Genomic DNA, 25,442 nt, shown 5'->3' on the forward strand with positions numbered 1-25,442 from the left:
GAACTTTCTTGTCAGGAAATTTCCGGGTCACGGGTGAACCCGCAGCCCGGAAGCCTCGTCCTAGAGGTCGCACATCGTCCGCAGGGCTCCGGCCGACGGACTCCAAGAATCTCTCGCGGAACCACGGGAAGCGATGTCTGTCACGCTAGATGGGGATAAATCGGGATTGGTTCCGAAGGGCGTACGCAAGTTCGCATACGGACCGCCGCCCGAGACCGTGCCGGCACTCGTCGGCACCGCCTGCGCCGCCGTCGGCCTGATCGACGTCGCCGCGGGTGTCTTCCCGCGCTTCCGGCACAGCCGGATGCACACCCTCGCCGAGGTGCTCCCCGGAGCCCTCGGCCCCTTCGCCGCCGCGCTCTCACTGAGCGCCGGCGTCCTGCTGCTGCTCCTGGCCCACGGCCTGAAGCGGCACAAGCGACGGGCCTGGCGGGCCGCCGTCGTCCTGCTCCCGGCCGGTGCGGTGGCCCAGTTCGTCTACCGGCACTCGGTCCTGGGCGCCATCGTCTCGCTGGTGCTGTGCATTCTGCTGGTACGCCACCGGAGTGAATTCGCCGCACTGCCCGACCCGCGCAGCCGTTGGAGGGCACTGGCCAACTTCGTCCTGCTCGGCGCGGGTTCGCTCGGCCTCGGCCTGGTCATCGTCAGCGTCCACCCGGGCCGGCTGGTCGGGAACCCCAGCATCGCCGACCGGCTCCAGCACGTGCTGTACGGGCTGTTCGGCTTCGAGGGCCCGGTCGACTACGCCGGTGACACCTCCTGGACCGTGGGCTACTCGCTGGGCGCGCTCGGACTGCTGACCGCCGTCACCACGATCTACCTCGCGTTCCGGCCCGAGCACCCGGCCGCCCGGCTCACCGAGGACGACGAGGCCCGGCTGCGCGCCCTGCTGGAGCGGCACGGCGGCCGCGACTCGCTGGGCCACTTCGCGCTCCGCCGCGACAAGGCCGTCGTCTTCTCGCCCAGTGGCAAGGCCGCCGTCTGCTACCGCGTGGTGTCCGGGGTGATGCTGGCCAGCGGCGACCCGATCGGCGACGTGGAGGCCTGGCCCGGCGCCATCGAACGCTTCATGGACGAGGCCAGGGCGCACTCCTGGACCCCCGCCGTGATGGGCTGCAGCGAGACCGGCGGCGAGGTCTGGACCCGCGAGACCGGACTCGACGCCCTGGAACTCGGCGACGAGGCGGTGGTGGATGTCGCGGATTTCTCGCTCGCCGGACGCGCGATGCGCAACGTGCGCCAGATGGTGAAGCGCATTGAGCGCGGCGGGTACGAGACGCGGGTCCGGCGCGTGGCGGACATCGGCGAAGCCGAACTGGCCCGCATCCGGCGAGCCGCCGCCGACTGGCGGGGCACGGACAACGAGCGGGGCTTCTCCATGGCTCTCGGCCGGATCGGCGACGGCGCCGACCCGGACTGCTTCGTCGCCACCGCACACAAGGCCGAGGAACAGGACGCGGACTCCCTGTACGGCGACCTGAAGGCCGTGCTCCACTTCGTCCCGTGGGGCACCGACGGCATGTCCCTGGACCTGATGCGCCGCGACCGCGCCGCGGACCCGGGGATGAACGAGCTGCTGATCGTCGCCTCCCTGCAGGCCGCGCCCAGGCTCGGCATCACACGCGTCTCGCTGAACTTCGCGATGTTCCGCTCCGCCCTGGCCCGCGGCGAGAAGCTGGGGGCCGGACCGGTGCTGCGGGTCTGGCGGGGGCTGCTGGTCTTCCTGTCGCGCTGGTTCCAGATCGAGTCCCTGTACAAGTTCAACGCCAAGTTCCGGCCCCGCTGGGAGCCCCGGTTCGTGGTCTACCGGACCGCCCGCGACCTGCCCCGGATCTCCCTCGCGGCCATGCAGGCCGAGGGCTTCGTGAACTTCACGCTCCCCCGCCCCCTGGCCCGGCGCCTGCCCGCGGGCGGGCAGCGCCCCTGTGCGCATGTCCGGGCCCACACGGGAGAGCAGGGCGTCCACCCGGTGTGAGCTGTCTCCGTACGGGCTCCGGACAGGCTCTAGGCTGGTCGTATGAGTACGTTGCATGGACGAGGCACGGTGCAGGGCCTGCCGGAGTGGGACCGCTGCGCGGTCATGGGTGTCGTCAACGTGACCCCCGACTCCTTCTCCGACGGGGGCCGCTGGTTCGACACCACGGCGGCCGTGAAGCACGGCCTGGACCTGGTCGGCGAGGGTGCCGACCTGGTCGACGTCGGCGGTGAGTCCACCCGTCCCGGCGCGAGCCGGGTGGACGAGTCCGAGGAGCTGCGGCGGGTGGTCCCGGTGGTCCGCGGCCTGGCCTCGGAAGGGGTCACGGTCTCCGTGGACACCATGCGGGCCCGGGTCGCCGAGCAGGCCGTCGCCGCGGGAGCGGTCCTGGTCAACGACGTGAGCGGCGGGCTCGCCGACCCGGACATGGTCCCGGTCGTCGCCGCGGCCGCGGTGCCGTTCGTCGTCATGCACTGGCGCGGTTTCAGCGAGTCCATGAACAGCAGAGCGGTGTACGAGGACGTCGTCGCCGAGGTCGTCGAGGAGCTGCGGATCAGGATGGACGCCGTGGTCGCCGGGGGTGTCGCCCCCGAACGGATCGTGATCGACCCGGGCCTCGGCTTCGCCAAGGACGCCGCCCACGACCTCTCGCTCATCGCCCGCCTCGACGCGCTGCACGGCCTCGGCCGCCCGCTGCTGGTCGCCGCCTCCCGCAAGCGGTTCCTGGGGCACGTACTGGCCGGTGAGGGCGCGGCCCCGCCTCCCGCCCGCGAGCGCGACGCCGCCACCGCCGCGGTCTCCGCACTCTCCGCCCGGGCCGGTGCCTGGGCCGTCCGGGTCCACGAGGTACGGGCCACCGCCGACGCCGTCCGGGTCGCCCGCGCGGTCGAGGGAGCCGCGTGAACGAGCCGCAGGACGAACAGCCCTCCGCCGCCGACGACATCGAGGCGGTCGAGCGGGCCAACACCGCTTTCTACGAGGCCCTGGAGCGCGGCGACCTGGCCGAGCTGACCGGGCTCTGGCTGCCCGGGGAGGACCTCACGGTCTCCTGCGTCCACCCCGGCTGGCCGGTGCTCACAGGACGCGGCGAGGTGCTGCGCAGTTACGCCCTGATCATGGCGAACACCGAGTACATCCAGTTCTTCCTGACGGATGTCGGGGTCTCCATGACGGGCGACACCGCCCTGGTGACCTGTACCGAGAACATCCTCAGCGGAGGCCCCGCCGAGGAGGGCAGCTCCCTGGGTCCGCTCGTCGGCCAACTGGTCGTCGCGACCAATGTGTTCCGCCGCACTCCGGATGGCTGGAAGCTCTGGTCCCATCACGGCTCGCCCGTCCTGGCCGAGTCCGATGAGGACGAGGACGAGGACTCACCTTCCTGAACGTTCCGGACGTTCCGAGCGGGCATCAGGACCTTCGGAGGCACGAAAGGCCGCCCGAGGGATTGGAACCGGGGACATCGGGGTATCAGCGGCTACCAGTCCCGTGCCGCCGTGTCCATAGCCCCCGCGGGGGAGGACTGTCGGCGCCCGCGGGTAGATTCGGAAAAGGGTACGCAGCCGCCCGCACGTGGTTCCGTGCCCCTTCGACAACAACATCAGGAGTGATTCGCGTGGATCGTGTCGCGCTGCGCGGCCTCAAGGCCCGTGGGCACCATGGCGTCTTTCCCCGGGAACGGGAAGAGGGACAGACGTTCATCGTCGACCTGGTGCTCGGCCTCGACACCCGCCCCGCGGCAGCCGCGGACGACCTCACCAGGACCGTGCACTACGGCGTGGTCGCGGAAGAGGTCGTCGCTGTGGTCCAGGGCGAGCCGGTCGATCTGATCGAGACACTCGCGGAGCGCATCGCCCAGCAGTGCCTCAAGCACGAAGGCGTCGAGGAGGTGGAGGTCGTGGTCCACAAGCCGGATGCGCCCATCACCGTCCCCTTCGACGACGTCACCGTCACCATCACCCGGAGCCGAGCATGACTGCATTTTCTACCGAGGGGCAGAGCGACCCGACCGTACAGCCGGTTCCCGCCTCCGTGGTCGAGCAGGTGGACGCCGCGGACATCACCCTCTCCAATCCCAAACGCGCCGTGATCTCCCTGGGCTCCAACCTGGGCAACCGCCTGGAGACCCTCCAGGGCGCCATCGACGCCCTGGAGGACACTCCGGGCCTCCGGGTCAAGGCGGTCTCCCCGGTGTACGAGACAGAGCCGTGGGGCGTCGACCCCGGTTCCCAGCCCTCGTACTTCAACGCGGTCGTCGTCGTGAAGACGACGCTCCCCCCGTCCTCACTCCTGGAGCGCGGCCAGGCCATCGAAGAGGCCTTCGACCGGGTACGCGCGGAGCGCTGGGGGCCGCGCACCATCGACGTGGACATCGTCGCGTACGCGGACGTCGTCTCCGACGACCCGGAGCTCACCCTCCCCCACCCCCGCGCCCGCGAGCGCGCCTTCGTCCTCGCTCCGTGGCACGACGTGGATCCCGAGGCCCGGCTGCCCGGTGCCGGCCCCGTCGCCGACCTGCTGGCCGGCGTGGGCCGCGGCGGCGTACTGCCCCGGGCCGACCTGGAACTCCGGCTGCCCGAGTAGTCGTTAGGCTCGAAGAAGACAGCAGGACATCCACAGGCGGCGAAGGGCGGCTCACCCGGTGAAGCAACTACGGCTCGGAGTACTGGCCGGCCTCTTCGCCGCCGCCGGTGTGCTGTCCTGGGGCGGCGCCCGCCTCTGGAGCGCCCTCGGCACCCTGCCGAGCGTGCCGCTGGCCGCGCCCATCGTCCTCGCGGTGATCGCCGTGGTCCTGCTGGCGACCGCGCTCTCCATCCGCTCCCGGCTGCGGGCCCAGCGCGAGCGCCGGCCGGGCGCGAAGGGCGTCGAGCCCCTGATGGCGGCCCGCGCCGTGGTCTTCGGCCAGGCGAGCGCCCTCGTCGCGGCCCTGGTCGCCGGGGTGTACGGCGGCACGGGCGTCTTCCTGCTCGGCTCCCTCGACAACCCGCCCCGCCGCGATCAGGCCATCTACGCGGGCCTCGCGGTTCTGGCGGGCATCGCCGTGATCGCGGCCGCCCTGTTCCTGGAGCGCGTCTGCAAGCTCCCGGACGACGAGGACGACAACAAGAACGCGGCGGCGGCGTAGGACACCGCCGACGCCAGCAGGAACGCGGCGGCGCGGGCCACCGCCCCTTCCTGTCCGGGCCGGTGCGTCAGCGCGCCATGATCAGGCTCATGGCCTCGGCACGCGTCGCGGGGTCGCGGAGCTGTCCGCGAACCGCCGAGGTCAGCGTCTTCGCCCCGGGCTTGCGGATCCCGCGCATCGACATGCACATGTGCTCGCACTCCACGACGACGATGACTCCGCGCGGCTCCAGAATCTCCATCAGGGACTCGGCGATCTGCGTCGTGAGCCGCTCCTGGACCTGCGGCCGGCGGGCGTAGACGTCGACGAGACGGGCCAGCTTCGACAGACCGGTGATCTTGCCGCTGGTCGCCGGAATGTATCCGACGTGCGCCACTCCGCGGAACGGCACCAGGTGGTGTTCACACGTGCTGAACACTTCGATGTCCTTGACCAGCACCATCTCGTCGTGGCCCAGGTCGAACGTGGTCGTCAGGACGTCCTCGGGCTCCTGGTACAGGCCCGCGAATATCTCCTTGTACGCCCGCGCCACCCGCCCCGGCGTCTCCCGCAGCCCTTCCCGGTCCGGGTCCTCCCCGACGGCGATGAGCAGCTCGCGCACGGCCGCCTCGGCCCGCTTCTCGTCGAACTCGCCGATCGAACCCTGGCCGTCCAGCGTCACCGGGTCGGTCATCTGTGCCTCGTTCCTCTGAACTGTCACTGCGTGGACATCCACGCAGGTGTAGAGCCTGTCCGGCGGATCAAGGTCGTGCCGGACACCGCGACCCCGGCCATGATCCGCCGGACAGGCCTCAAGGGAAAAGCCGCGCCCCCACAGGCTAAAACCTGGGGGGCGCGGCATCCATTCCGGGCCCGGTGAAGCCCCCGTGACAGGGGCCACACCGGGGTCGGTGTCTAGCTCTCGGGACGCTCCTCGGGGACCGCCTCGGTCGCCGGAACCGTGTCCGTGACCGAGCCGTTCGCCGTGGTGGCGCCGTTGGTGAGGGCGAGCTCCTTCGGGGAGAGCACCGGCGGCCGGGTGGACGGCGTGCGCCGGGCGGAGCCGGTCCACGCCGGACGTGCCGGGCGCTTGACGATCGGAGCGAAGATCTCGGCGATCTCCGCCTTGCCGAGGGTCTCCTTCTCAAGGAGCTGGAGAACCAGGGCGTCCAGAACGTCGCGGTTCTCGACGAGGATCTCCCACGCGTCGTTGTGCGCGGTCTCGATGAGCTTCTTGACCTCTTCGTCGACCAGCGCGGCGACCTCTTCCGAGTAGTCGCGCTGGTGACCCATCTCGCGGCCCACGAACGGCTCGGTGTTGTCGCCACCGAACTTGATCGCGCCGAGGCGCTCCGTCATGCCGTACTGCGTGACCATCGCGCGGGCCGTTGCCGTGGCCTTCTCGATGTCGTTCGCAGCGCCGGTCGTCGGGTCGTGGAAGACCAGCTCCTCCGCCGCGCGCCCGCCCAGCATGTAAGCCAGCTGGTCGAGCATCTCGTTGCGCGTCGTGGAGTACTTGTCCTCCTCCGGGAGCACCATCGTGTAACCGAGGGCGCGGCCGCGGGAGAGGATCGTGATCTTGTGGACCGGGTCCGACTGAGGTGAGGCCGCCGCGACCAGGGCGTGTCCGCCCTCGTGGTACGCGGTGATCTTCTTCTCCTTCTCGGACATGATCCGGGTCCGCTTCTGCGGACCCGCCACGACGCGGTCGATGGCCTCGTCGAGCATGTTGTTGTCGATCAGCTTCAGATTGCCGCGCGCGGTGAGGAGCGCGGCCTCGTTCAGCACGTTCGACAGGTCGGCACCGGTGAAGCCGGGCGTACGACGGGCGACGGCGCCGAGATCGACGTCCGGTGCGACCGGCTTGCCCTTCTGGTGGACCTTGAGGATCTCCAGACGGCCCAGCATGTCCGGCCGGTCGACCGCGATCTGCCGGTCGAAACGGCCCGGACGCAGCAGCGCCGGGTCGAGGATGTCCGGACGGTTCGTGGCGGCGATCAGGATGACGCCGCCCTTCACGTCGAAGCCGTCCATCTCCACGAGCAGCTGGTTCAGCGTCTGCTCGCGCTCGTCGTGACCGCCGCCCATACCGGCACCACGGTGCCGGCCGACAGCGTCGATCTCGTCGACGAAGACGATCGCCGGGGCGTTCGCCTTGGCCTGCTCGAAGAGGTCACGGACACGGGAGGCGCCGACACCGACGAACATCTCGACGAAGTCGGAACCGGAGATCGAGTAGAACGGGACGCCCGCTTCGCCGGCGACGGCGCGTGCGAGCAGCGTCTTGCCCGTACCGGGAGGCCCGTACAGCAGCACACCCTTGGGGATCTTGGCGCCGACGGCCTGGAACTTCGCCGGCTCCTGGAGGAACTCCTTGATCTCGTGGAGCTCCTCGACCGCCTCGTCCGACCCCGCCACATCGGCGAACGTCGTCTTGGGGGTGTCCTTGGTGATCAGCTTGGCCTTGGACTTGCCGAACTGCATGACCTTGGAGCCGCCACCCTGCATCTGGTTCATCAGAAACAGGAAGACGACCACGATGAGGACGAACGGCAGCAGCGAGAAGAGGATCGAGACGAACGGGGACTGCTTCGACGGCGAGACGGTGTAACCCTTCTCGATGTCACCGCTCTCGAACTTCTTCTGCAGCATGTCGGCGAGCTGGACGCCCTGGTCGCCGATGTAGCTCGCCTGGAACTTGCTGCCGGACTTGCTGCCGGACTCGCCGGAGAGTTTCTGGTTGTCCTTCAGCTCGATCTTGATGATGTGATCGTCACCGGTGGTCAGCTCGGCCTGCTCCACCTGGTTCTTACTGATCGCCTGGATTACCTCGCCGGTGTCCACCGACTTGTAGCCGCCGCCGGAACCGACGACATTCATCACCACGACCACGGCGAGGACGGCCAGCACGATCCACATGACCGGCCCACGGAAGTATCGCTTCACGTCCATCCATACGGAGCGAAGTCGCCCCGTCCCTCCTGCCCGTAGGTAAATGCTGCTGTGAGTTAAGACTGTTCTTCGGACGGTACACCGGCATTGGTACCGACGACCGCCGAGGAAGTCTGTCAAACCCGCCTTCGAAGGCTCAACGGCGGGAGAGCTATGAGGGTTCCCGGAGCCGGCGCGGGCTGCGCCGCACCGCGGTCAGCCTCCGTAGACGTGCGGGGCGAGGGTGCCGACGAAGGGGAGGTTGCGGTACTTCTCCGCGTAGTCCAGCCCGTAGCCGACGACGAACTCGTTGGGGATGTCGAAGCCGACCCACTTGCAGTCGAGCGCGACCTTCGCCGCGTCCGGCTTGCGCAGCAGGGTGCAGATCTCCAGCGATGCGGGCTCGCGCGAGCCCAGGTTCGACATCAGCCAGGACAGGGTCAGACCCGAGTCGATGATGTCCTCGACGATCAGGACGTGCTTGCCCTTGATGTCGGTGTCCAGGTCCTTGAGGATCCGGACGACACCGGAGGACTGGGTGCCCGCGCCGTACGACGAGACGGCCATCCAGTCCATGGTGACGGGGGTGGACAGCGCGCGCGCCAGGTCCGCCATGACCATCACCGCGCCCTTGAGGACTCCGACGAGGAGCAGGTCCTTGCCCGCGTACTCCGCGTCGACCTTCGCGGCCAGTTCGACGAGCTTCGCGTCGATCTCTTCCTTGGTGAGGAGCACCGACTGAAGGTCGGTGCCCATGTCCTTCTCGTTCACCCGCGTCTCTTTCTTTGCCTGCCGGGTCCGGGGTGGTGTCCCGGGCCTGCGCGGCCGCTCGCCTGCATGTCAGCCGCTTGTGCGTCAGCTCTGCCGAATCACCAGTCTGCCACCCTGGCGCAGGGCTTCGACGCGGCCGGGGAGGTTGATGGCCTGCTGGCCGCGCCAGCCGGTGATGAGACGGTCGACTTCCTCGATGTGCCGGGCGAACAGGGAACCCGCCGGGGAACCCGCCTCTATGGCCGCCCGGCGCAGGACGCGGCGGCGGACGGCGGACGGCAGCGCGTGCAGTTTGGCGCACTCCAGCCGGCCCGCGTCGTCGCGAACGTCACGTCCGGCCTCGGCGGCCCAGGTGTCCAGGGCGTCGGCGTCGTCGCGGGAGAGCTGTGCCGTGCGGGCCAGCGCCTCGACGACTCCCTTGCCCAGCGCCTTCTCCAGGGCGGGCAGGCCCTCGTGGCGCAGCCGGGAGCGGGTGTAGGCGGGGTCGATGTTGTGCGGGTCGTCCCAGACGGGCAGGGACTGGGCCAGGCAGGCAGTGCGGGCGGTCTGCCGGTCGAGCTGGAGGAAGGGCCGGCGGTAGCGGCCCGCCGGCCCGGACGCGGCGGCCATGCCGGAGAGGGAGCGGATGCCGGAGCCGCGGGCGAGGCCCAGTAGCACCGTCTCCGCCTGGTCGTCGCGGGTGTGGCCGAGCAGGACGGCTGCGGCGCCGTGACGTTCGGCGGCGGCGTCCAGAGCCGCGTAGCGGGCGTCGCGGGCCGCGGCCTCGGGGCCACCGTCGTGGCCGACGCGCACCGCCACGGCCTCGACCGGGTCGAGGTCCATGGCGGTGAGGCGGGCTACGACCTCGGTGGCGCGGGTGTCGGAGCCACTCTGGAGGCCGTGGTCGACGGTGATGCCGCCGGCCCGGACGGCGAGTTTGCGGGCCTCGAAGGCGAGGGCGGAGGCGAGCGCCATGGAATCGGCGCCGCCGGAGCATGCGACCAGTACCAGGGGGGTATCGGTGCGTTCGGGAAGTGCGGGGCGCCGCCTGCCCGACCCGGCTTCGGCGAGCTCGGGGTGCGGTGCGTGTCCGGTGCGTTCGGTCTGATCGGCGAATTCGGTGAGTACGTCGTGGAGTACGCGGCGGACCGCCAGGCGTATCGCCGCGACCGCAGGATGGGGACCCATGTCCGGTGCCCTTCGTGAAGTTCTGGAGAGGTGCCTCCGAGTGCCGGGACGGAGAAAAGTGCCGTCACTCAGAGTGCGTCGATGGTGACAGAGCAATGCCGTTCATCGAGCATTGCACGCCTTCCCATGCCCCTACGGTCCCTCGGATGGGTGATTACCGGCGCGTTGCCCTCGGGTCCCCGCCCTGCGCACAGGCCGTGATCATGACTCTGCCTTACGGTGCACCCGCGCGATCCAGTCCTCCGGCTTGGCGATCTCCGCCTTCGTCGGAAGGGTGTTGGGCGAGGTCCAGACCCGGTTGAAGCCGTCCATGCCGACCTCGTCGACCACGGCGCGCACGAACCGCTCGCCGTCCCGGTACTGGCGGAGCTTGGCGTCGAGCCCCAGGAGCTTGCGCAGCGCCAGGTCGAGACGGCTCGCGCCGCGCGCCCTGCGCTGCTGGAACTTCTCCCGGATCTCGCCGACGGAGGACACCACTTCGGGGCCGACGCCGTCCATCACGTAGTCGGCATGCCCTTCCAGGAGGGACATCACCGCGGTGAGCCGGCCGAGGATCTCCCGCTGGGCGGGCGTCTGAACGATTTCGACGAGGCTGCGGCCGCCGTCCTCGCCCTCCTCGCCCTCGGGCCGGCCGCCGGCCAGCGACTGGGCGGCCTCGCGGAGCCGTTCGAGCACCGTCATCGGGTCGACGTCGGTCTCGTCGAGGAATGACTGGATCTCGCCCTGCAGATGGTCGCGGAGCCAGGGCACCGCGGTGAACTGCGTGCGGTGCGTCTCCTCGTGGAGGGCGACCCAGAGACGGAAGTCGTGCGGGTCGACCTCCAGCTCCCGCTCGACGTGGACGATGTTCGGGGCGACCAGCAGGAGCCTGCCGCCGCCGTCGGCCGAGGCCGGGAGCTCACGGGTGGCGGGGGCGAACGTCTCGTACTGTCCGAGGACCCGGGAGGCCAGGAACGACAGCAGCATCCCCACCTCCACACCGGTCACCTTGGAGCCGACCGCGCCGAGCACGGCACCGCCCGTGCCGCCGCCGCGCCGCTCCTCCATCTTCTCCAGGAGGGGGCGGAGCAGTTCCCGGAAGCCCGCGACGTTCGCCTTGATCCAGCCCGCCCGGTCGACGACCAGGACCGGGGTGTCCTCCGGCTCGGTCCCTTCCGGGATCATCCGGGTGAAAGAACGGACGTGCTCCTCCGCCGCCTTGGCATGCCTGCGCAGCTCCGCGACGACCTCGCGGGCCTCCTCGCGGCTGATCTCGGGACCCGGCCGTACAAGCCGGGTCGCAGTCGCGACCGCGAGATTCCAGTCGACCATCCCGGCACCACCGACGCTCGTCATGGCTCAACCGTACGTGCTCGGCCCTTGGAGCGACCGGGAAATGGGGGGCGGTGTCGAGCCGCTCAGCGTCTGCCGGCGGCCAGAGCGGTCGCGAGCGCGTCGAGGGCCGACTGTGCCTCGGACGGGGCGGTGGTGCCCGACGCGAGGAAGGCGAACGCGAGCAGCCGGCCGTGCGGGTCGACGACCGTGCCGGAGAGGCTGTTGACGCCCGTGAGGGTGCCCGTCTTGGCGCGGATCAGCCCGGTGCCGCCGGATTTCGTGGTGTAACGGCCGCTGAGCGTGCCGCTGAAGCCGGCCACCGGAAGACCCGTGAGCACGGGCCGCAGCTCCGGGTGGTCCCGGTCGGCCGCGCGGGCGAGGAGTCCGGCGAGCAGGGCGGCGGTGACCTTGTCCTTGCGGTTGAGCCCGCTGCCGTCGGCGACGACCACGCCCTTCAGCGGCAGACCCAGCTTCTTCAGCTGCGTGGTGACGGCCCGTCGGCCGCCCTTGAAGTCGGCCGTCTCGCCCGTGGCGAGCGCGGTCTGCCGGGCGAGTGCCTCGGCGATGTCGTTGTCGCTGTTGGTCAGCGCCCGCTCGACGAGGGCGGACAGCGGGGCGGAGAGATGCCTGGCCACGGGCCGGGACTTGGCGGCCGCCCGGCCGGGGGCCGGGCTGTCGGCTGTGGCGACCCCTGCCTCGTCCAGCAGTTCGCCGAAGGCGTCCGCGGCGTCGCGGGCCGGGTCACCGCTGCGCGGCGCCGGTCCGCTCGAGGTGTCGTCGAGCCGCCCCTCGTCGATCATCAGAGCGCTCACGGGAGCGATGTTCTCGTTGGGGCCGATCGGGTGGAGTGCGGGCCCCGAGTAGCCGGAGGTGTCGTACCGCAGCCGCACCGAGCGGACCCCGCCTTCCTTGAGGGCGCGGGCCGTGTCGGCGGCCAGGGTGCGCAGGGCCGCCCGGTCGAGGGTGGGGTCGCCGCCGCCGACCAGCGTCACGGTGCGCAGGTCGGCGGAGGCCCGGACGGTCGTGGGGATGCGGTGGGCGGGGCCGAGCGCGGTCAGGGCCGCGGCCGTGGTGGCGATCTTGACGGTGGACGCGGGCGTCATGGGGGCGTCGGCCCCCAGCCCGTACAGCCGCTTGCCGGTGGCGGTGTCGATGACGACGGCGCTGCGCCGGGTGCCGAGCGCGGGGTCCTTCAGCAGCGGGCCCAGCACGTCGCGCAGTCCGTCCGCTGCTCCGTCCGGGGCAACCGCGGCGTCCGGCTCGGAGTGGTCGGCGCCGGTGCCCAGCGCGGCGAGGACGGCCGGTGCGCTGGGTGCCGGGGCCGGCCCCGAGGGCGCGGCGGGCTCGTGATGTGCGCCACCTGTGCGGTCCTGGGAGGCCGCCCGGTCGTGCTCGGCCTTACGCTGACCCGAGTCCCAGGGACCGGCGGCAAGGACGGCGCCGGCTGCGAGCGCCAGGCCCAGGACGGCGGAAACGGCCGTGAACTGCCGGTTGCTCAGTCCGTTACGCATGCCCAGGCGGTCCGCGAGGGCCGTCCTGTCGACGCGGGAGAACGGGTTGATCGACGGTCTTTTCACCGGCTCGGCCACCGTTGAACAGCCCCTTTCGCGAGCACACATCTCCGTGAGGGACACTTAACCATCAGTCGTATGTGTTGATCATGGAGGAGCCACCCGTGGAGTTCGACGTCGTTATCGAGATCCCGAAGGGTTCGCGGAACAAGTACGAGGTGGACCACGAGACCGGTCGGATCCGCCTGGACCGTCGACTCTTCACCTCGACCAGCTACCCGGCGGACTACGGTTTCGTCGAGAACACCCTCGGCGAGGACGGCGACCCGCTGGACGCGCTGGTCATCCTGGAGGAGCCGACGTTCCCCGGCTGCCTCATCAAGTGCCGTGCCATCGGCATGTTCCGCATGACGGACGAGGCCGGCGGCGACGACAAGCTGCTGTGCGTGCCGGCCTCCGACCCCCGGGTGGAGCACCTGCGCGACATCCACCACGTGTCGGAGTTCGACCGCCTGGAGATCCAGCACTTCTTCGAGGTCTACAAGGACCTGGAGCCCGGCAAGTCCGTCGAGGGCGCCGACTGGGTCGGCCGCGTCGAGGCCGAGGCCGAGATCGAGAACTCGTACAAGCGCCTCGAGGCGCAGGGCGGCGCGCACTGACGTTCCGCTTGCGGTTCTGAGCAGCTGCCGGGCGGCACACCTTCACGGGTGTGCCGCCCGTTCGCATGACCGCCCATGGGCGCGGCCATACTGGGCAGGAGCGCAGCCGAGGACGCGCAGCCGATGAGGATCGAGGTCGAGTGGTGGCGGAACCGGGCGGTCCAGATGACCAGAAGCCCCAGTCCGACGAGGCGCGCAGCGCCTTCTCCCAGCCCGCCGGGGTCGGGAAGTCCGCCCCGTCGTCGGACGACGACCATCCGACGTCCGAGTTCTCCCTGCCGTCCGGTCTGGCACCCGAGTCGCAGGGGCCGGCGTCCGGCCAGGGGACGGGTTCCGCTTCCGGCTCGGACACGATCGGCTCCGCTTTTGCCCCGCCGCGCACGTACGACGCCCGGAACTCCCCGCCCGCCTTCACGCCCGCGCACGGCATCCCGATGATCCAGCTGACCAAGGAGGCCCCTTGGCAGGACCGGATGCGCACGATGCTGCGGATGCCGGTCGCCGAACGCCCGGCACCGGAACCGGTCCAGCGGCACGACGACGCGGGCCCCGCGGTGCCGCGCGTACTCGACCTGACCCTGCGTATCGGGGAGCTGCTGCTCGCCGGCGGTGAGGGGGCCGAGGACGTCGAGGCTGCGATGTTCGCGGTGACCCGCAGCTACGGTCTCGACCGCTGCGAACCGACCGTCACCTTCACGCTGCTGTCGATCTCGCACCAGCCGTCGCTGGTCGAGGACCCGGTGACTGCGAGCCGTACCGTACGCCGCCGCGGCACCGACTACACCCGACTGGCCGCCGTCTTCCGACTCATCGACGACATCACCACCGAAGAGGGCGAGATCTCGCTGGAGGAGGCCTACCGGCGCCTGGCGGAGATCCGCCGGAACCGGCACCCCTACCCCGGCTGGGTGCTCACGCTGGCCGCCGGCGGGCTCGCGGGCGCGGCATCGGTGCTGGTCGGCGGCGGTCCCGTGGTGTTCCTGATCGCGGCGCTCGGCGCGATGCTCGGTGACCGGCTGGCCTGGCTGTGTGCCGGCCGGGGGCTTCCGGAGTTCTACCAGTTCGTCGTGGCGGCGATGCCGCCGGCCGCGATGGGTGTGGCGCTGACCCTCACCCACTGGTCGGACGTTCGGCCGTCGGCGGTGATCACGGGTGGCCTGTTCGCGCTGCTGCCGGGACGGGCGCTGGTCGCGGGCGTGCAGGACGGCCTGACCGGCTACTACATCACCGCATCGGCGCGGCTGCTGGAGGTCATGTACTTCTTCATCGCCATCGTCGCCGGGGTGCTGCTGGCCCTCTACGGGGGGCTTCAGCTGGGGGCCGAGCTGGACCCGGAGGCACGGTTCATCACCCATGACCGGCCGGTGGTGCAGATCCTGGCGTCGATGGTGCTGACCCTGGCCTTCGCGATCCTGCTCCAGCAGGAGCGGGCCACGGTGCTGGCGGTGACCCTCAACGGGGGCGTGGCCTGGGTCGTCTACGGGGCTATGGCCCGGACGGGCGGCCTCTCCCCAGTGGCGGCCACCGCTGCCGCGGCCGGTCTCGTCGGGCTGTTCGGGCAGTTGTTCTCGCGCTACCGCTACACCTCGTCGCTGCCGTTCATCACGGCTGCGATCGGCCCGCTGCTGCCCGGATCCGCCACGTACTTCGGTCTGCTGGGCGTCGCGCAGAACGAGCTGGACCGGGGGCTCGCCTCACTGTCGACCGCGGTGGCGACGGCGCTGGCCATCGCGATCGGGGTGAACCTGGGAAGCGAGATCTCCCGGCTGTTCATGCGGGTGCCGGGGGCGGTCGGCGGAGCGAACCGCCGCGCGGCCAAGCGGACACGCGGCTTCTGACACGGGGGCCCGCGGCCCTTCGGGACCGGCCTCAGCGCTTGGCGTGACGGCCGCCGCGTCGGCTCGCGACCGAGCTGCCACCGGTGGCCGGGCCCTGCTCCTCGCCCTCGCCCTGCACCGCTTCCTTCTTCGCCTTGCCGCGGGCGCGCAGGAACTCGATGCCGATCGGCACGACCGAGATCAGCACGATCAGGATCAGCATGGCCTCGATGTTCTTGTGCACGAACTCGATCCGGCCGAGCCCCGCGCCGAGGAGCGTCACCCCGACGCCCCAGAGGACTCCGCCGATGATGTTGAACGTGATGAACGAGCGGTAGTTCATCCGGCTGACACCGGCGATGATCGGCGTGAACGTCCGCACGATGGGCACGAAGCGGGCCAGGATCAGCGACTTCGGCCCGTACTTCTCGAAGAACTCGTGGGCCTTCTCGACGTTCTCCTGCTTGAAGAGGCGGGAGTCCGGGCGGTTGAAGAGCGAGGGGCCGACCTTGCGGCCGAAGAGATAGCCCACCTGGTCGCCGATGATCGCCGCCAGGGCGACCAGGACACAGACCAGCCACAGCGGGGTGTCCAGCTTGTCCGTCGTCACCAGCAGACCCGTGGTGAACAGGAGCGAGTCGCCGGGCAGGAAGAACCCGATCAGCAGCCCGGACTCGGCGAAGACGACGACCAGCACGCCGATCAGCCCGAACTGCCCGATGAGATGGTCCGGGTCCAGCCAGCTGGGTCCGAGCGCAAGCGTATTCAAGGGTCCGGACTCCAGGATGTGGTCGATGGCGGCTGCGTGGCCGCCCAAAGCTATCAACGCCGTGAAGCGCTTCCGGGTTCCACTGGCCCCCGTGGAGATGCACAAGGGATGAACCAGGGCAAAACTCTTCTCCAGGAGGTGCCATCCCATGGGCATTGACGATTACGGCGGCGGCCAGACGGCACAGTCCGATGTGCTGGTCGTCACCACCAATGACGTACCCGGCCATCAGGTGACCCAGGTCATCGGCGAGGTGTTCGGGCTGACCGTCCGCTCCCGCCACCTGGGCAGCCAGATCGGCGCCGGGCTGAAGTCCATGATCGGCGGCGAGCTGAAGGGGCTGACCAAGACGCTCGTCGAGACCCGCAACCAGGCCATGGAGCGGCTGGTCGAGCAGGCGAAGGCGCGCGGCGCCAACGCGGTGCTGATGATGCGGTTCGACGTGACCGAGGCGGCCGACGTGGGCACGGAGGTCTGCGCGTACGGAACCGCCGCGGTGATCAGCCGGAACTGAGCAGCGCCACGGGGGCGGGCGTCTCCCCGACCGCCCCGCCCCCGTGACCGCACATCCGGCTACTCCTGGCGCTCCGCGTTGGCGTCGATCGCGTCACGGAGGTGCTCGGCCAGTCCCGGCCGCATGGACTCGTAGAACGCCTTGAACCGCGGATCGGCGACGTACATCGCGCCGAGCCCCCGGTGGATCTCCGTCGTGCAGTCGTAGAACCAGGTCGTGATGTGGAGCCGGTGTTCCTCGGCGAGGTCCATCGCCCGCTCGCCGGTGGCCGGCTCACCGGCCTCCATGAGCGCGTCGTAGCGCTCGCCCCAGGAGGTGACCTCGGCCTGCATCCGCTGCCAGTCCTCCTTGGTGCAGCGGGCGGCCCGGCGCTGCGACTCGGCGTACGTGTCGCTGCCGCCCCAGCGGCGTCCGGCCTCGTCCGCGTACTGCTCCGGGTCCTTGTCCCCGAAGACCTCGAACTTCTCCTCGGGCGTGAGGTCGATGCCCATCTTCCGTGCCTCCATGGCTGTCTCGACGGCTGTGGCCATGCGCTGCAGTTCGGCGATCCGGTGCGACAGCAGCGCGTGCCGGCGGCGCAGGTGCTCCTGCGGGTCCGCGTCCGGGTCGTCGAGCAGCGCCGCGATCTCGTCGAGCGGGAAGCCGAGCTCCCGGTGGAACAGGATCTGCTGCAGCCGGTCGAGGTCGGCGTCGTCGTACCGCCGGTGACCCGCGTGACTGCGCCCGCCGGGCGAGAGCAGTCCGATGCCGTCGTAGTGGTGCAGGGTGCGCACCGTGACTCCGGCGTATCCGGCGACCTGTCCCACGGAGTGCTCCATGGCTCCCCACTCCTTCCGTGCGGCGGGTACGTGTCCGAGCCTCGGCCCTGACGTGACGTGAGGTGCAAGCCCGAAACACCTCAAGCACTGCACCATTTGAGGGGTTATAGGCCTTTTGCATCGCTATGGTGAGCCGATGGCCACCGAACCTGCCGCAGATTCCGCCGTCTCCGCCGAACCGGCCCCCGCACTCCGGCTGCTGCTGCTCATCGTGCCCGCACTGGCCGTGGGTGTGGTCTCGGCCCTGGTCCTGCTCGGCGTCAGCCTGCTCGCGGAGCAGTTGCAGGACGTCCTCTGGGAGACGCTGCCCGACGCACTGTCGGTCGGCCGGTACTCCTCGCTGTGGATGATCGTGATGCTCACCGCGACGGGCCTGGTGACCGGCCTGGTCATCCGGGCGGTGCCCGGCCGGGCCGGGCCGGACCCGGCGACCACGGGGCTGGTCGACCCGCCGCTGGCGCCGGGGGTGGTGCCGGGGCTGCTGGTGGTGACCGTGCTGGCCCTGGCGGGCGGCGTCAGCCTCGGTCCGGAGAATCCGATCACCGCCGCCAACATCGCACTGGCCTACTGGGCCGGGCGCCGGTTCGCACCCGGCACCCCCGCCGCACTGTGGGTCTCGCTCGCCGCGGCGGGCACCATCGGCGCGCTCTTCGGCACCCCGGTCGCCGCCGCACTGATCCTCTCCGAGACGCTCGCCTCCCGCGCCGAGCCCGGGGCACTCTGGGACCGGCTCTTCGGGCCCCTCGCCGCGGGGGCCGCGGGCGCGCTCACCATGACGCTGACCGCCCACCCCAGCTTCGACCTGTCGCTGCCCGACTACACCCACGCCGACTGGGGCGACCTGCTCTCCGCCTGTGTGATCGCCTCCGCGGGAGCGGTGCTCGGACTGGCGGCGGTGTACGCCTTCCCGTATGCGCACCGCGCCTTCCGCGCCCTGCGGCATCCGGTCCTGGCGCTGACCCTGGGCGGACTGCTGCTCGGCCTGCTCGGGGCCCTCGGCGGGCACCTCACCCTGTTCAAGGGGCTCGACGAGGTGAAGGAGCTCGCCGCCGATCCGGGCGGCTGGTCGGCGGGTGAGTTCGCCGTGATGGCGGTGGTGAAGACCGTCGCCCTGGTGATCGCGGCGACCTGCGGCTTCCGGGGCGGCCGGATCTTCCCCGCGGTGTTCTGCGGCGTCGCGCTCGGCCTGTGCGCCCACGCCCTCGTCGACGGGGTGCCGGTGGCCCTCGCCGTGACGTGCGGGGTGCTGGGCGTCCTGCTGGCCGTCACCCGGCAGGGCTGGCTGAGCCTGTTCACCGCGGCCGTACTGGCCGCCGACATGAACCTGCTCCCCCTCCTGTGCGTCGCCACACTGCCGGCCTGGCTGCTGGTGACCGGGCGGCCTCGGATGCAGCTGCGCGCGGACGGTACGCCGCTGCGGTGAAACCCGTGCGGGCGGCACCGCAGCCGGCCGCCCGGCGCGCCGAACACCCCTCATTTCCGTATCGTCTGATTCGTCTGTTTCATCCGGCCTCGTGCCACCGGGAACCGAGAAGGGCAGGTCAGCGATGCCGCTCCACAAGGGCTCCGCACACCGCAGTGAACCGTCCGACGAGCGGCGCCGGCTCGCGCTCAACCCGTTCTTCGGTGAGGCCGATCCGACCGCCGGGATGGAGTCCGCACCGCCCCGGCACAAGCTGCCGGACGGACCGCTGCCGCCCGCCACCGCCTACGGCCTCGTCCATGACGAGCTGATGCTCGACGGCAACTCCCGGCTCAACCTCGCCACGTTCGTCACCACCTGGATGGAACCCCAGGCCGGTGTGCTGATGGGCGAGTGCCGCGACAAGAACATGATCGACAAGGACGAGTACCCGCGCACCGCCGAGCTGGAACGGCGGTGCGTGTCGATGCTCGCCGACCTCTGGAACGCCCCCGACCCCGCCACGGCCGTCGGCTGTTCGACGACCGGGTCCAGCGAGGCCTGCATGCTGGCCGCCATGGCGCTCAAACGCCGCTGGTCGGCCAGGAACGCCGACCGCTATCCGGCGACCGCGCGGCCCAACCTCGTCATGGGCGTCAACGTGCAGGTCTGCTGGGACAAGTTCTGCACCTTCTGGGAGGTCGAGCCGCGCCTCGTCCCGATGGACGGTGACCGCTTCCATCTCGACCCGCAGGCAGCCGCCGATCTCTGCGACGAGAACACCATCGGCGTCGTCGGCATCCTCGGCTCCACCTTCGACGGCAGCTACGAGCCCATCGCCGAGCTCTGCGCCGCCCTCGACGCCCTGCAGGAGCGCACCGGCCTGGACATCCCCGTCCATGTCGACGGGGCATCGGGCGCGATGGTGGCGCCGTTCCTGGACAAGGACCTGGTGTGGGACTTCCGCCTCCCCCGGGTCTCCTCGATCAACACCTCCGGGCACAAGTACGGCCTGGTCTACCCGGGTGTCGGCTGGGCGCTGTGGCGCTCGCCCGACGAACTGCCCGAGGAGCTCGTCTTCCGGGTGAACTACCTGGGCGGCGACATGCCGACCTTCGCGCTGAACTTCTCCCGCCCGGGCGCCCAGGTCGTGGCGCAGTACTACACCTTCCTGCGGCTGGGCCGGGAGGGCTACCGGGCCGTGCAGCAGGCCTCACGGGACGTGGCGACGGGACTGGCGAAGAAGATCGAGGAACTGGGCGACTTCCGCCTGCTCACCCGGGGCGACCAACTGCCCGTCTTCGCGCTCACCACCAAGCCGGAGGTGACGGCGTACGACGTGTTCGACGTGTCACGCCGGCTGCGCGAACGCGGCTGGCTGGTGCCCGCGTACACCTTCCCGGCCAACCGGGAGGACCTCTCCGTGCTCCGGATCGTGTGCCGCAACGGCTTCTCCTCGGACCTGGCCGAACTGCTGCTGGAGGACCTGCGACTGCTGCTGCCGGAGCTTCGCAGCCAGTCGCACCCGCTGAGCACCGAGCACGGCCCGGCGACCTCGTTCCACCACTAGAACGGACGACTCGCTCCACCGCCGGAAGGAACGGTCAGCGTTCGTCGGCGGCGGAGCCGGTCGCGTACGGATTCCTCTCGCCCTCGGCCAGCACGCCGACGAACGGGGCGCCCTCACCCGCGAAGGTGTACGCCCCGCCCTCGATGCGCTCGATCAGCCCCAGCGTCCACTCCGCACCCGCGTCCGCGGAATGCACCCACATGTTCATGATCTCGCCGATGTGACCGATCGACTCGGGCCCTGCCTCGGGCGTGTAGTACTCGGTGACCGAAGTCCGCCACCGGGCCAGGCCGGCCACCCGCTCCCTGAGCAGGGCCACCGCCTCGGCCCGTTCCAGGTCGACGATCCCGCCCAGCCCGGCCGACAGCACGTCCAGCTTCTGGTCGTACGAGGTCAGCGCCGCACGCAGGAGCGCGAAGTACTCCTCGTCGCCCTGCTCGGTGATCTCGTACTCGGTACGCGGCGGACCGCCCACCGTGCTCGGGGCGACCTCGTGGGCGAGCAGGACGCCCTGCTTCGCCATCTGCTTCAGTGCGTGATAGATCGACCCCGGCTTGGCGTGGGACCACTCGTGCGCGCCCCAGTACTCCAGGTCGTTGCGGATCTGATAGCCGTGCGCCCGGCCGTGCTGCCGCACGGCGCACAGGACCAACAACCGGATCGCGGACATCCCACCCACCTCTCTACTCAACTTTGACGAGAGTAGTGGTGCGCCGGTCAGAGCGGGAAAGGGCTCCGGCCGTGCTGTATCGATATCCACTTCTGGGTGGTGAACGCCTCCACGGTCGCCTCGCCGTTCAGCCGGCCGGTCCCGGACTTCTTCTCGCCGCCGAAGGCGACCAGCGGATCGTCCTGGACGGTGGCGTCGTTGACGTGGAACATGCCGCTGTCGATCCGCTGGGCGAATCGCACCCCGCGTTCGGCGTCGGCGGTGTGCACGGCGCCGCTGAGCCCGTAGGGGCTGTCGTCGGCGATCCGTACGGCCTCCTCCTCGCCGTCGAACTCCATCAGCAGCGCCACCGGGCCGAAGATCTCCTGGGAGAGCAGCGGAGAGCCGTCCGGGAGCCCGGTGAGCACGGTGGGCTCGACGAGGTTGCCGCGGGTCCGGCCCCGGACCAGCGCCGTGGCTCCCTCCGCGAGCGCCTGATCGACCAGGGCGGTCAGCGCGTCGGCCTGGAAGGTGTCGATGACCGGGCCTATCTGTGTCTCCGGGTCACGCGGGTCACCGGCCCGGAGCGCGGCCACCCGGGCGACGAACTTCTCGGTGAACTCGGGGGCGACCGACCGGTCCACCAGCATCCGGTTGGCGGCCATGCAGACCTGGCCCTGGTAGACGAAGCGGCTGAAGACGGCGGAGTCGACGGCGTAGTCGATGTCCGCGTCGTCGAGCACCACCAGGGCGCTGTTGCCGCTGAGTTCGAGAATGGTGCGCTTGAAGAGCGCGCCCGCGGTCGCGGCGACATGGCGGCCCACCCGGTCCGACCCCGCGAAGGAGATCACCTTGGGGACGGGGTGCTCGATGAACGCGTCGCCTATCTCGGCTATGTCGGTGACGACGACGTTGAGCAGCCCGGCCGGCAGCCCGGCCCTCTCGAAGATGCGGGCGATCAGCCCGCCGCCGGTGACCGGCGCGTTCTGGTTGGGCTTGATGACGACCGCGTTGCCGAGCGCCAGGGCCGGTGCGACCGACTTCATCGTCACCAGGAAAGGGAAGTTGAAGGGGCTGATGACGCCGATGACGCCGACCGGCAGCCGGTAGAGGCGGTTCTCCTTGCCGTCCACCGGGGAGGGCAGGATCCGGCCCTCGGGGTGCAGCGCCTGATGCGCCGCCTCGCGCAGGAAGTCCTGGGCGGCGCTCAGCTCGTACAGCGCCTTCGCCCGGGTGCCGCCCAGTTCGTCGATGACCGCCTCGACGATGTCGTCGGCCAGTTCCTCCGTGATCCGCGCGGCCCGCTCCAGAACGCCTCGGCGCTCGTACGGACTTGTGGCGGCCCAGTCCCGCTGGGCGCGCTCGGCGGCGCGGTAGGCCTGGTCGACCTCGTCCGCGGTGGCGATGGTGATGGCGGCGAGCTTTTCCCCGTTGTAGGGATTGAAATCGATGATGTCCCACGAGCCGGTGCCGGTGCGCCATTCACCGTCGATGTACTGCGCTGCCAGCTCGTGGAAGAAGGACATGCGATCCCTTACTGCAGGTGCAGACTCCTGTCGGCACGTCATCGTACTGAAATATCAGGAGAGTTGGAGAAGCCCTCGGAGCAGATCGCGGCTCTCCTCCGGGCCCGGGCTGTCTTCGTGGAGCCGCACCATCGCCTTTTCGTACTGGGCGACTTCTTCGGCCTTGTCCAGATAGAGCGCACTTGTCAGCTGCTCCAAATAGACAATGTCCGACAGATCGGATTCCGGGAATCGCAGCATCGTAAAGGAACCGCTCTCACCCGCATGCCCGCCGAAGCTGAACGGCATCACCTGGAGAGTGATGTTCGGCTGCTCCGACATTTCGATCAGATGCCGCAATTGGGCGCGCATCACCTCCCGTCCGCCGTAGGGGCGGCGCAGTGCCGCCTCATCCAGTACGGCGTGGAATCGGGGAGCCCGTTCGGAGACGAGGGCCTTCTGCCTGGCCAGACGCAGCGCGACCCGGCGGTCGATCTCGGCGGCAGGGGCCCCGCGCATGCCTCGCGAGACGACCGCGTGCGCATAGTCCTCGGTCTGCAACAGACCGTGCACGAACTGGACTTCGTAGATCCGGATGAGCGAGGCCGCACCCTCCAGACCGATGTACGTCTGGAACCAGCCGGGCAGCACGTCCCCGTAACTGTGCCACCAGCCCGCCACGTTGGCCTCGCGGGCCAGTCCGAGCAGGGAGCCGCGCTCCGCCTCGTCCGTGACTCCGTAGAGCGTGAGCAGGTCCTCGACGTCCCTGGCCTTGAAGCTCACCCGTCCCAACTCCATGCGGCTGATCTTCGATTCGGAAGCCCGGATGGAGTAGCCGGCCGCCTCACGGGTGATGCCACGCGAGTCCCGCAGTCGCCTGAGTTGCGACCCCAGCAGGATGCGTCGCACCACGGATCCACTCGACTCGCCTGCCGCCACCGGTCCAGCCTTCCCCATCGCTTCCTGGACATCGGGGTCCCCCGAACCCCAAGAGCCGGATTCTGCCATCAAAATGCTTCAGCCCGTACACATTCGATTACGGAAATGGGAAGACTTCCCCGAGGTCTCGAAACTCCGTACAGGAAGAAATGACCAAGAACCGGCACGGTATCGGACAGGTCAGGCGCGTGCACGTGCATCTGCCCTTGCATCTGCTCTGCGCATTCGGAACCATGGGCCTCGCACACCTGCGTGCTCGTTCGTGTTGTGCCGCTGTACCCGTGTACCCGCAGTACCGATACAGCCGCGAATCCCGGGAGTGCCTCGCATGGGGACGAATGGATCGACGATGCTCGAGCCCTTACGACAGGGGCTCCCCCCCATCGATCCCTCCGCCGTCTCGGGATCTGCCACCTGCGCCCTGCCCGCCCGCTACGAAGCCGTCGGCGGCGCAAGGCAGTTCACCCGGTCGACGCTGAGCGGCTGGGGCCTGAGCGAACGCTTCGACGACGTCGCACTGGTCGTCTCCGAACTGGTCACCAACGCCCTGCGGCACGCCCTGCCGGCCGAGACCGCGCGCGAGTCCCAGGACCCGCCCGTGCGGCTGCACCTGATGCGCTGGACCTCACGACTGGTGTGTGCCGTGCGCGACCCCAGCCAGGCGAGCCCCGTCGCGTCGGAGGCCGCGGACTGCGCGGAGTCCGGCCGTGGCCTCTTCCTGGTGGATTCCTTCAGCGACTGCTGGGGCTGGCACCCTTCACCCGTACTGACGACGGAGAGCACCGTCGCCGGACCGGTGCCGCGCGGAAAGGTCGTCTGGGCGCTCTTCCGGCTGTCCGACCCTGCGTGACGCATGGGCCTCGGGCGTGGCGCGGACGAGAACGCGCCGCGCCGCCGAAGACCGACGCCCCGTCATGACGACACCCGGCCCTTCGTCATGACAGCGCTCGCCCCTTCGTCATGACAGCGCTCGGACGTCCGTCGTGACGGCGCTCAGGCCTCCGTCATGAAGGCGCTCAGGCCTCCGCTATGAGGTGGTCGAACTCGCCGTCCTTCACACCGAGCAGCAGGGCCTCTATCTCCGCGGTCGTATAGACCAGCGCCGGCCCGTCGGGGTGGCGCGAATTGCGCATCGCCACGTCGCCGCCGGGCAGCTTCGCGAACTCCACGCAGGATCCCTGGGAGTTGCTGTGCCTGCTCTTCTGCCATACGACTCCGCGAAGCTCTGTGGCCGCCATGCCGTTGTACACGTGGTCCACAGGACGCTCCCCGAGTTGCAAAGTGCAAGTGTCAACTGTCTCGGATCATAGCTGTGTTCAATTTCCCGTGCATGAGCGGATGCATGGGCAGATGCACGTGCACGCGGGGTGTTCCTTCGGTTACAGCTCTCCACAGGAGAAAGACGAGCGAACGGCCTGTTCGGCTCCCGATTCCGGAAGTTGACCGTTCCGCCCAGGTTGCGACCCACTGGTAGCTTGGACGGTCATTCGTCATCCAGGGGGAATTCAGCATGCACAAGCTCGTACGTACCGGCGCCGTCGTCGCCACCGGACTGCTGACCGCGCTCGCCCTCACCGGGTGCAGCAGTGACAGCGACAAGGACGGCGCGGACAAGGCATCCGGCTCCACCGCCACCCCGCCGCCCGCCGGCAGCAGCGACCCCGGCTCGGGGGCGGACGAAGCCACCGGCGGCCTCAAGGCGCTGGAGGGCGCCTGGGCCGGGCAGACGGACGGCAAGGCCGTCGTGCTCTCCGTCGCATCCGGGAAGGCCGTGGTCGTCGCGGACTCCCACGTCTGCTCGGGCACCGCCAAGGACATGGGCAACAAGCCGATGCTGGCGCTGACATGTGCCGACGGCGACACCGGCCGGACCATGGGGGCCATCGAGTCCAACGACGGCAAGACCGTCGTCGTCTCGTGGGACGGCGGCACCAAGGACACGCTCGCCAAGACCGACGCCGACTCCCTGGAGGGGCTGCCCGACCTGCCGACCCCCTGACCACGGGGGCGCGGCGTGATCCGACGAAGGCC

At 70.1% G+C, this 25,442-nt stretch carries 25 protein-coding genes; 13 read left to right on the forward strand and 12 right to left on the reverse strand.

Annotated elements, in window-relative coordinates; all coding sequences use genetic code 11:
- The first annotated feature begins 133 nt into the window (after positions 1-133).
- From ABT025_RS23960 to ABT025_RS23985, 6 genes are all read left to right on the forward strand, one after another.
- Positions 134-1,975: a phosphatidylglycerol lysyltransferase domain-containing protein gene (locus ABT025_RS23960; RefSeq protein ID WP_350998034.1), complete on the forward strand. Its 1,842-nt coding sequence runs from the start codon at positions 134-136 to the stop codon at positions 1,973-1,975.
- Positions 1,976-2,017: 42 nt separating this feature from the next.
- Positions 2,018-2,878, forward strand: coding sequence for a dihydropteroate synthase (gene folP, locus ABT025_RS23965; protein ID WP_502972013.1), 861 nt, complete (start codon positions 2,018-2,020; stop codon positions 2,876-2,878).
- Positions 2,875-3,357 (forward strand): nuclear transport factor 2 family protein, encoded by a 483-nt coding sequence (locus tag ABT025_RS23970; RefSeq protein WP_350998037.1) that lies wholly within the window; start codon positions 2,875-2,877, stop codon positions 3,355-3,357. The genes folP and ABT025_RS23970 overlap by 4 nt, the downstream gene beginning before the upstream one ends.
- 230 nt (positions 3,358-3,587) lie before the next feature.
- Positions 3,588-3,947 (forward strand): dihydroneopterin aldolase, encoded by a 360-nt coding sequence (gene folB / locus ABT025_RS23975; protein ID WP_328894785.1) that lies wholly within the window; start codon positions 3,588-3,590, stop codon positions 3,945-3,947.
- Complete coding sequence (gene folK / locus ABT025_RS23980) at positions 3,944-4,555, forward strand: 2-amino-4-hydroxy-6-hydroxymethyldihydropteridine diphosphokinase (RefSeq protein WP_350998041.1); 612 nt, start codon at positions 3,944-3,946, stop codon at positions 4,553-4,555. Before folB ends, folK begins: the two co-directional genes overlap by 4 nt.
- 58 nt (positions 4,556-4,613) lie before the next feature.
- Positions 4,614-5,096 (forward strand): DUF3180 domain-containing protein, encoded by a 483-nt coding sequence (locus ABT025_RS23985; RefSeq protein WP_350998044.1) that lies wholly within the window; start codon positions 4,614-4,616, stop codon positions 5,094-5,096.
- A gap of 67 nt (positions 5,097-5,163) precedes the next feature.
- On the opposite strand, the gene folE is transcribed toward ABT025_RS23985, so the two are convergent.
- The 6 genes from folE to dacB form a co-directional block, all read right to left on the reverse strand.
- Entirely contained in the window at positions 5,164-5,769 is a 606-nt protein-coding gene (gene folE, locus ABT025_RS23990) for a GTP cyclohydrolase I FolE (RefSeq protein ID WP_350998047.1), read from the reverse strand.
- Between the two features lie 221 nt (positions 5,770-5,990).
- Positions 5,991-8,027 carry an ATP-dependent zinc metalloprotease FtsH gene (gene ftsH, locus ABT025_RS23995; RefSeq protein WP_350998048.1) on the reverse strand — a complete coding sequence of 679 codons (2,037 nt, stop codon included), beginning with the start codon at positions 8,025-8,027 and terminating at the stop codon, positions 5,991-5,993.
- 195 nt (positions 8,028-8,222) lie between these two features.
- Positions 8,223-8,762, reverse strand: coding sequence for a hypoxanthine phosphoribosyltransferase (hpt, locus tag ABT025_RS24000; protein WP_350998112.1), 540 nt, complete (start codon positions 8,760-8,762; stop codon positions 8,223-8,225).
- 99 nt (positions 8,763-8,861) lie between these two features.
- Positions 8,862-9,944 carry a tRNA lysidine(34) synthetase TilS gene (gene tilS, locus ABT025_RS24005; RefSeq protein ID WP_350998050.1) on the reverse strand — a complete coding sequence of 361 codons (1,083 nt, stop codon included), beginning with the start codon at positions 9,942-9,944 and terminating at the stop codon, positions 8,862-8,864.
- A gap of 201 nt (positions 9,945-10,145) precedes the next feature.
- Positions 10,146-11,279, reverse strand: coding sequence for an Rv3626c family coenzyme F420 biosynthesis-associated protein (locus ABT025_RS24010; RefSeq protein WP_350998053.1), 1,134 nt, complete (start codon positions 11,277-11,279; stop codon positions 10,146-10,148).
- Between the two features lie 62 nt (positions 11,280-11,341).
- Complete coding sequence (dacB, locus tag ABT025_RS24015) at positions 11,342-12,847, reverse strand: D-alanyl-D-alanine carboxypeptidase/D-alanyl-D-alanine endopeptidase (protein WP_350998056.1); 1,506 nt, start codon at positions 12,845-12,847, stop codon at positions 11,342-11,344.
- A gap of 86 nt (positions 12,848-12,933) precedes the next feature.
- On the opposite strand from dacB, the gene ABT025_RS24020 reads away from it, so the two are divergent.
- The gene (locus ABT025_RS24020; protein WP_123525235.1) at positions 12,934-13,428 is read left to right on the forward strand and encodes an inorganic diphosphatase; all 495 of its coding nucleotides are present in this window, start codon (positions 12,934-12,936) and stop codon (positions 13,426-13,428) included.
- Positions 13,429-13,568: 140 nt separating this feature from the next.
- Positions 13,569-15,266, forward strand: coding sequence for a threonine/serine exporter family protein (locus ABT025_RS24025; RefSeq protein WP_350998059.1), 1,698 nt, complete (start codon positions 13,569-13,571; stop codon positions 15,264-15,266).
- Between the two features lie 31 nt (positions 15,267-15,297).
- On the opposite strand, the gene ABT025_RS24030 is transcribed toward ABT025_RS24025, so the two are convergent.
- Positions 15,298-16,014, reverse strand: a complete 717-nt coding sequence (locus ABT025_RS24030) for a DedA family protein (RefSeq protein WP_350998062.1) — start codon at positions 16,012-16,014, stop codon at positions 15,298-15,300.
- Positions 16,015-16,162: 148 nt separating this feature from the next.
- Here ABT025_RS24030 and ABT025_RS24035 point away from each other — a divergent pair, with 148 nt between their 5' ends.
- Positions 16,163-16,528 (forward strand): YbjQ family protein, encoded by a 366-nt coding sequence (locus tag ABT025_RS24035; RefSeq protein WP_350998065.1) that lies wholly within the window; start codon positions 16,163-16,165, stop codon positions 16,526-16,528.
- Between the two features lie 59 nt (positions 16,529-16,587).
- Here the strand turns inward: ABT025_RS24035 and ABT025_RS24040 are convergent, their stop codons facing one another.
- Positions 16,588-17,346, reverse strand: a complete 759-nt coding sequence (locus ABT025_RS24040) for a MerR family transcriptional regulator (protein ID WP_350998068.1) — start codon at positions 17,344-17,346, stop codon at positions 16,588-16,590.
- Between the two features lie 136 nt (positions 17,347-17,482).
- On the opposite strand from ABT025_RS24040, the gene ABT025_RS24045 reads away from it, so the two are divergent.
- Both ABT025_RS24045 and gad read left to right on the forward strand, forming a co-directional pair.
- A complete protein-coding gene (locus ABT025_RS24045) occupies positions 17,483-18,769 on the forward strand; it encodes an ion channel protein (RefSeq protein WP_350998071.1) in 1,287 nt (428 codons plus the stop codon).
- A 124-nt stretch (positions 18,770-18,893) separates the two neighbouring features.
- Positions 18,894-20,318, forward strand: coding sequence for a glutamate decarboxylase (gene gad / locus ABT025_RS24050; protein WP_350998073.1), 1,425 nt, complete (start codon positions 18,894-18,896; stop codon positions 20,316-20,318).
- 34 nt (positions 20,319-20,352) lie between these two features.
- On the opposite strand, the gene ABT025_RS24055 is transcribed toward gad, so the two are convergent.
- Genes ABT025_RS24055 through ABT025_RS24065 form a run of 3 tightly spaced genes read right to left on the reverse strand, consistent with a single transcriptional unit; the run spans position 20,353 to position 23,429 of the window.
- Positions 20,353-20,988, reverse strand: a complete 636-nt coding sequence (locus ABT025_RS24055; RefSeq protein ID WP_350998076.1) for a PadR family transcriptional regulator — start codon at positions 20,986-20,988, stop codon at positions 20,353-20,355.
- Positions 20,989-21,035: 47 nt separating this feature from the next.
- Positions 21,036-22,493, reverse strand: a complete 1,458-nt coding sequence (locus ABT025_RS24060) for an aldehyde dehydrogenase family protein (RefSeq protein ID WP_350998079.1) — start codon at positions 22,491-22,493, stop codon at positions 21,036-21,038.
- A gap of 54 nt (positions 22,494-22,547) precedes the next feature.
- Entirely contained in the window at positions 22,548-23,429 is an 882-nt protein-coding gene (locus ABT025_RS24065; protein WP_350998082.1) for a Sco1979 family transcriptional regulator, read from the reverse strand.
- Positions 23,430-23,760: 331 nt separating this feature from the next.
- On the opposite strand from ABT025_RS24065, the gene ABT025_RS24070 reads away from it, so the two are divergent.
- Positions 23,761-24,261: an ATP-binding protein gene (locus ABT025_RS24070; protein ID WP_350998085.1), complete on the forward strand. Its 501-nt coding sequence runs from the start codon at positions 23,761-23,763 to the stop codon at positions 24,259-24,261.
- Positions 24,262-24,427: 166 nt separating this feature from the next.
- Here the strand turns inward: ABT025_RS24070 and ABT025_RS24075 are convergent, their stop codons facing one another.
- On the reverse strand, positions 24,428-24,670 hold the full coding sequence (locus tag ABT025_RS24075; protein WP_350998088.1) for a DUF397 domain-containing protein: 243 nt from the start codon (positions 24,668-24,670) through the stop codon (positions 24,428-24,430).
- Between the two features lie 251 nt (positions 24,671-24,921).
- Here ABT025_RS24075 and ABT025_RS24080 point away from each other — a divergent pair, with 251 nt between their 5' ends.
- Complete coding sequence (locus tag ABT025_RS24080; protein WP_350998091.1) at positions 24,922-25,410, forward strand: hypothetical protein; 489 nt, start codon at positions 24,922-24,924, stop codon at positions 25,408-25,410.
- Positions 25,411-25,442 lie beyond the last annotated feature (32 nt).

The sequence above is a fragment of the Streptomyces sp. NPDC002809 genome, from assembly GCF_040295435.1.
Classification (GTDB): domain Bacteria; phylum Actinomycetota; class Actinomycetes; order Streptomycetales; family Streptomycetaceae; genus Streptomyces.

What these genes read in the sequence shown, in the direction of transcription:
- hpt (WP_350998112.1), bottom strand. Translation starts at nt 8,762, where the DNA reads ATGGGCACCGACCTTCAGTCGGTGCTCCTCACCAAGGAAGAGATCGAC.
- ftsH (WP_350998048.1), bottom strand. Translation starts at nt 8,027, where the DNA reads ATGGACGTGAAGCGATACTTCCGTGGGCCGGTCATGTGGATCGTGCTG.
- folP (WP_502972013.1), top strand. Translation starts at nt 2,018, where the DNA reads ATGAGTACGTTGCATGGACGAGGCACGGTGCAGGGCCTGCCGGAGTGG.
- ABT025_RS24010 (WP_350998053.1), bottom strand. Translation starts at nt 11,279, where the DNA reads ATGACGAGCGTCGGTGGTGCCGGGATGGTCGACTGGAATCTCGCGGTC.
- ABT025_RS24055 (WP_350998076.1), bottom strand. Translation starts at nt 20,988, where the DNA reads ATGTCCGCGATCCGGTTGTTGGTCCTGTGCGCCGTGCGGCAGCACGGC.
- folE (WP_350998047.1), bottom strand. Translation starts at nt 5,769, where the DNA reads ATGACCGACCCGGTGACGCTGGACGGCCAGGGTTCGATCGGCGAGTTC.
- ABT025_RS24060 (WP_350998079.1), bottom strand. Translation starts at nt 22,493, where the DNA reads ATGTCCTTCTTCCACGAGCTGGCAGCGCAGTACATCGACGGTGAATGG.
- ABT025_RS23960 (WP_350998034.1), top strand. Translation starts at nt 134, where the DNA reads ATGTCTGTCACGCTAGATGGGGATAAATCGGGATTGGTTCCGAAGGGC.
- ABT025_RS24080 (WP_350998091.1), top strand. Translation starts at nt 24,922, where the DNA reads ATGCACAAGCTCGTACGTACCGGCGCCGTCGTCGCCACCGGACTGCTG.
- ABT025_RS24065 (WP_350998082.1), bottom strand. Translation starts at nt 23,429, where the DNA reads ATGGGGAAGGCTGGACCGGTGGCGGCAGGCGAGTCGAGTGGATCCGTG.
- ABT025_RS24045 (WP_350998071.1), top strand. Translation starts at nt 17,483, where the DNA reads ATGGCCACCGAACCTGCCGCAGATTCCGCCGTCTCCGCCGAACCGGCC.
- folK (WP_350998041.1), top strand. Translation starts at nt 3,944, where the DNA reads ATGACTGCATTTTCTACCGAGGGGCAGAGCGACCCGACCGTACAGCCG.
- ABT025_RS24040 (WP_350998068.1), bottom strand. Translation starts at nt 17,346, where the DNA reads ATGGAGCACTCCGTGGGACAGGTCGCCGGATACGCCGGAGTCACGGTG.
- ABT025_RS24035 (WP_350998065.1), top strand. Translation starts at nt 16,163, where the DNA reads ATGGGCATTGACGATTACGGCGGCGGCCAGACGGCACAGTCCGATGTG.
- tilS (WP_350998050.1), bottom strand. Translation starts at nt 9,944, where the DNA reads ATGGGTCCCCATCCTGCGGTCGCGGCGATACGCCTGGCGGTCCGCCGC.
- ABT025_RS24070 (WP_350998085.1), top strand. Translation starts at nt 23,761, where the DNA reads ATGCTCGAGCCCTTACGACAGGGGCTCCCCCCCATCGATCCCTCCGCC.
- gad (WP_350998073.1), top strand. Translation starts at nt 18,894, where the DNA reads ATGCCGCTCCACAAGGGCTCCGCACACCGCAGTGAACCGTCCGACGAG.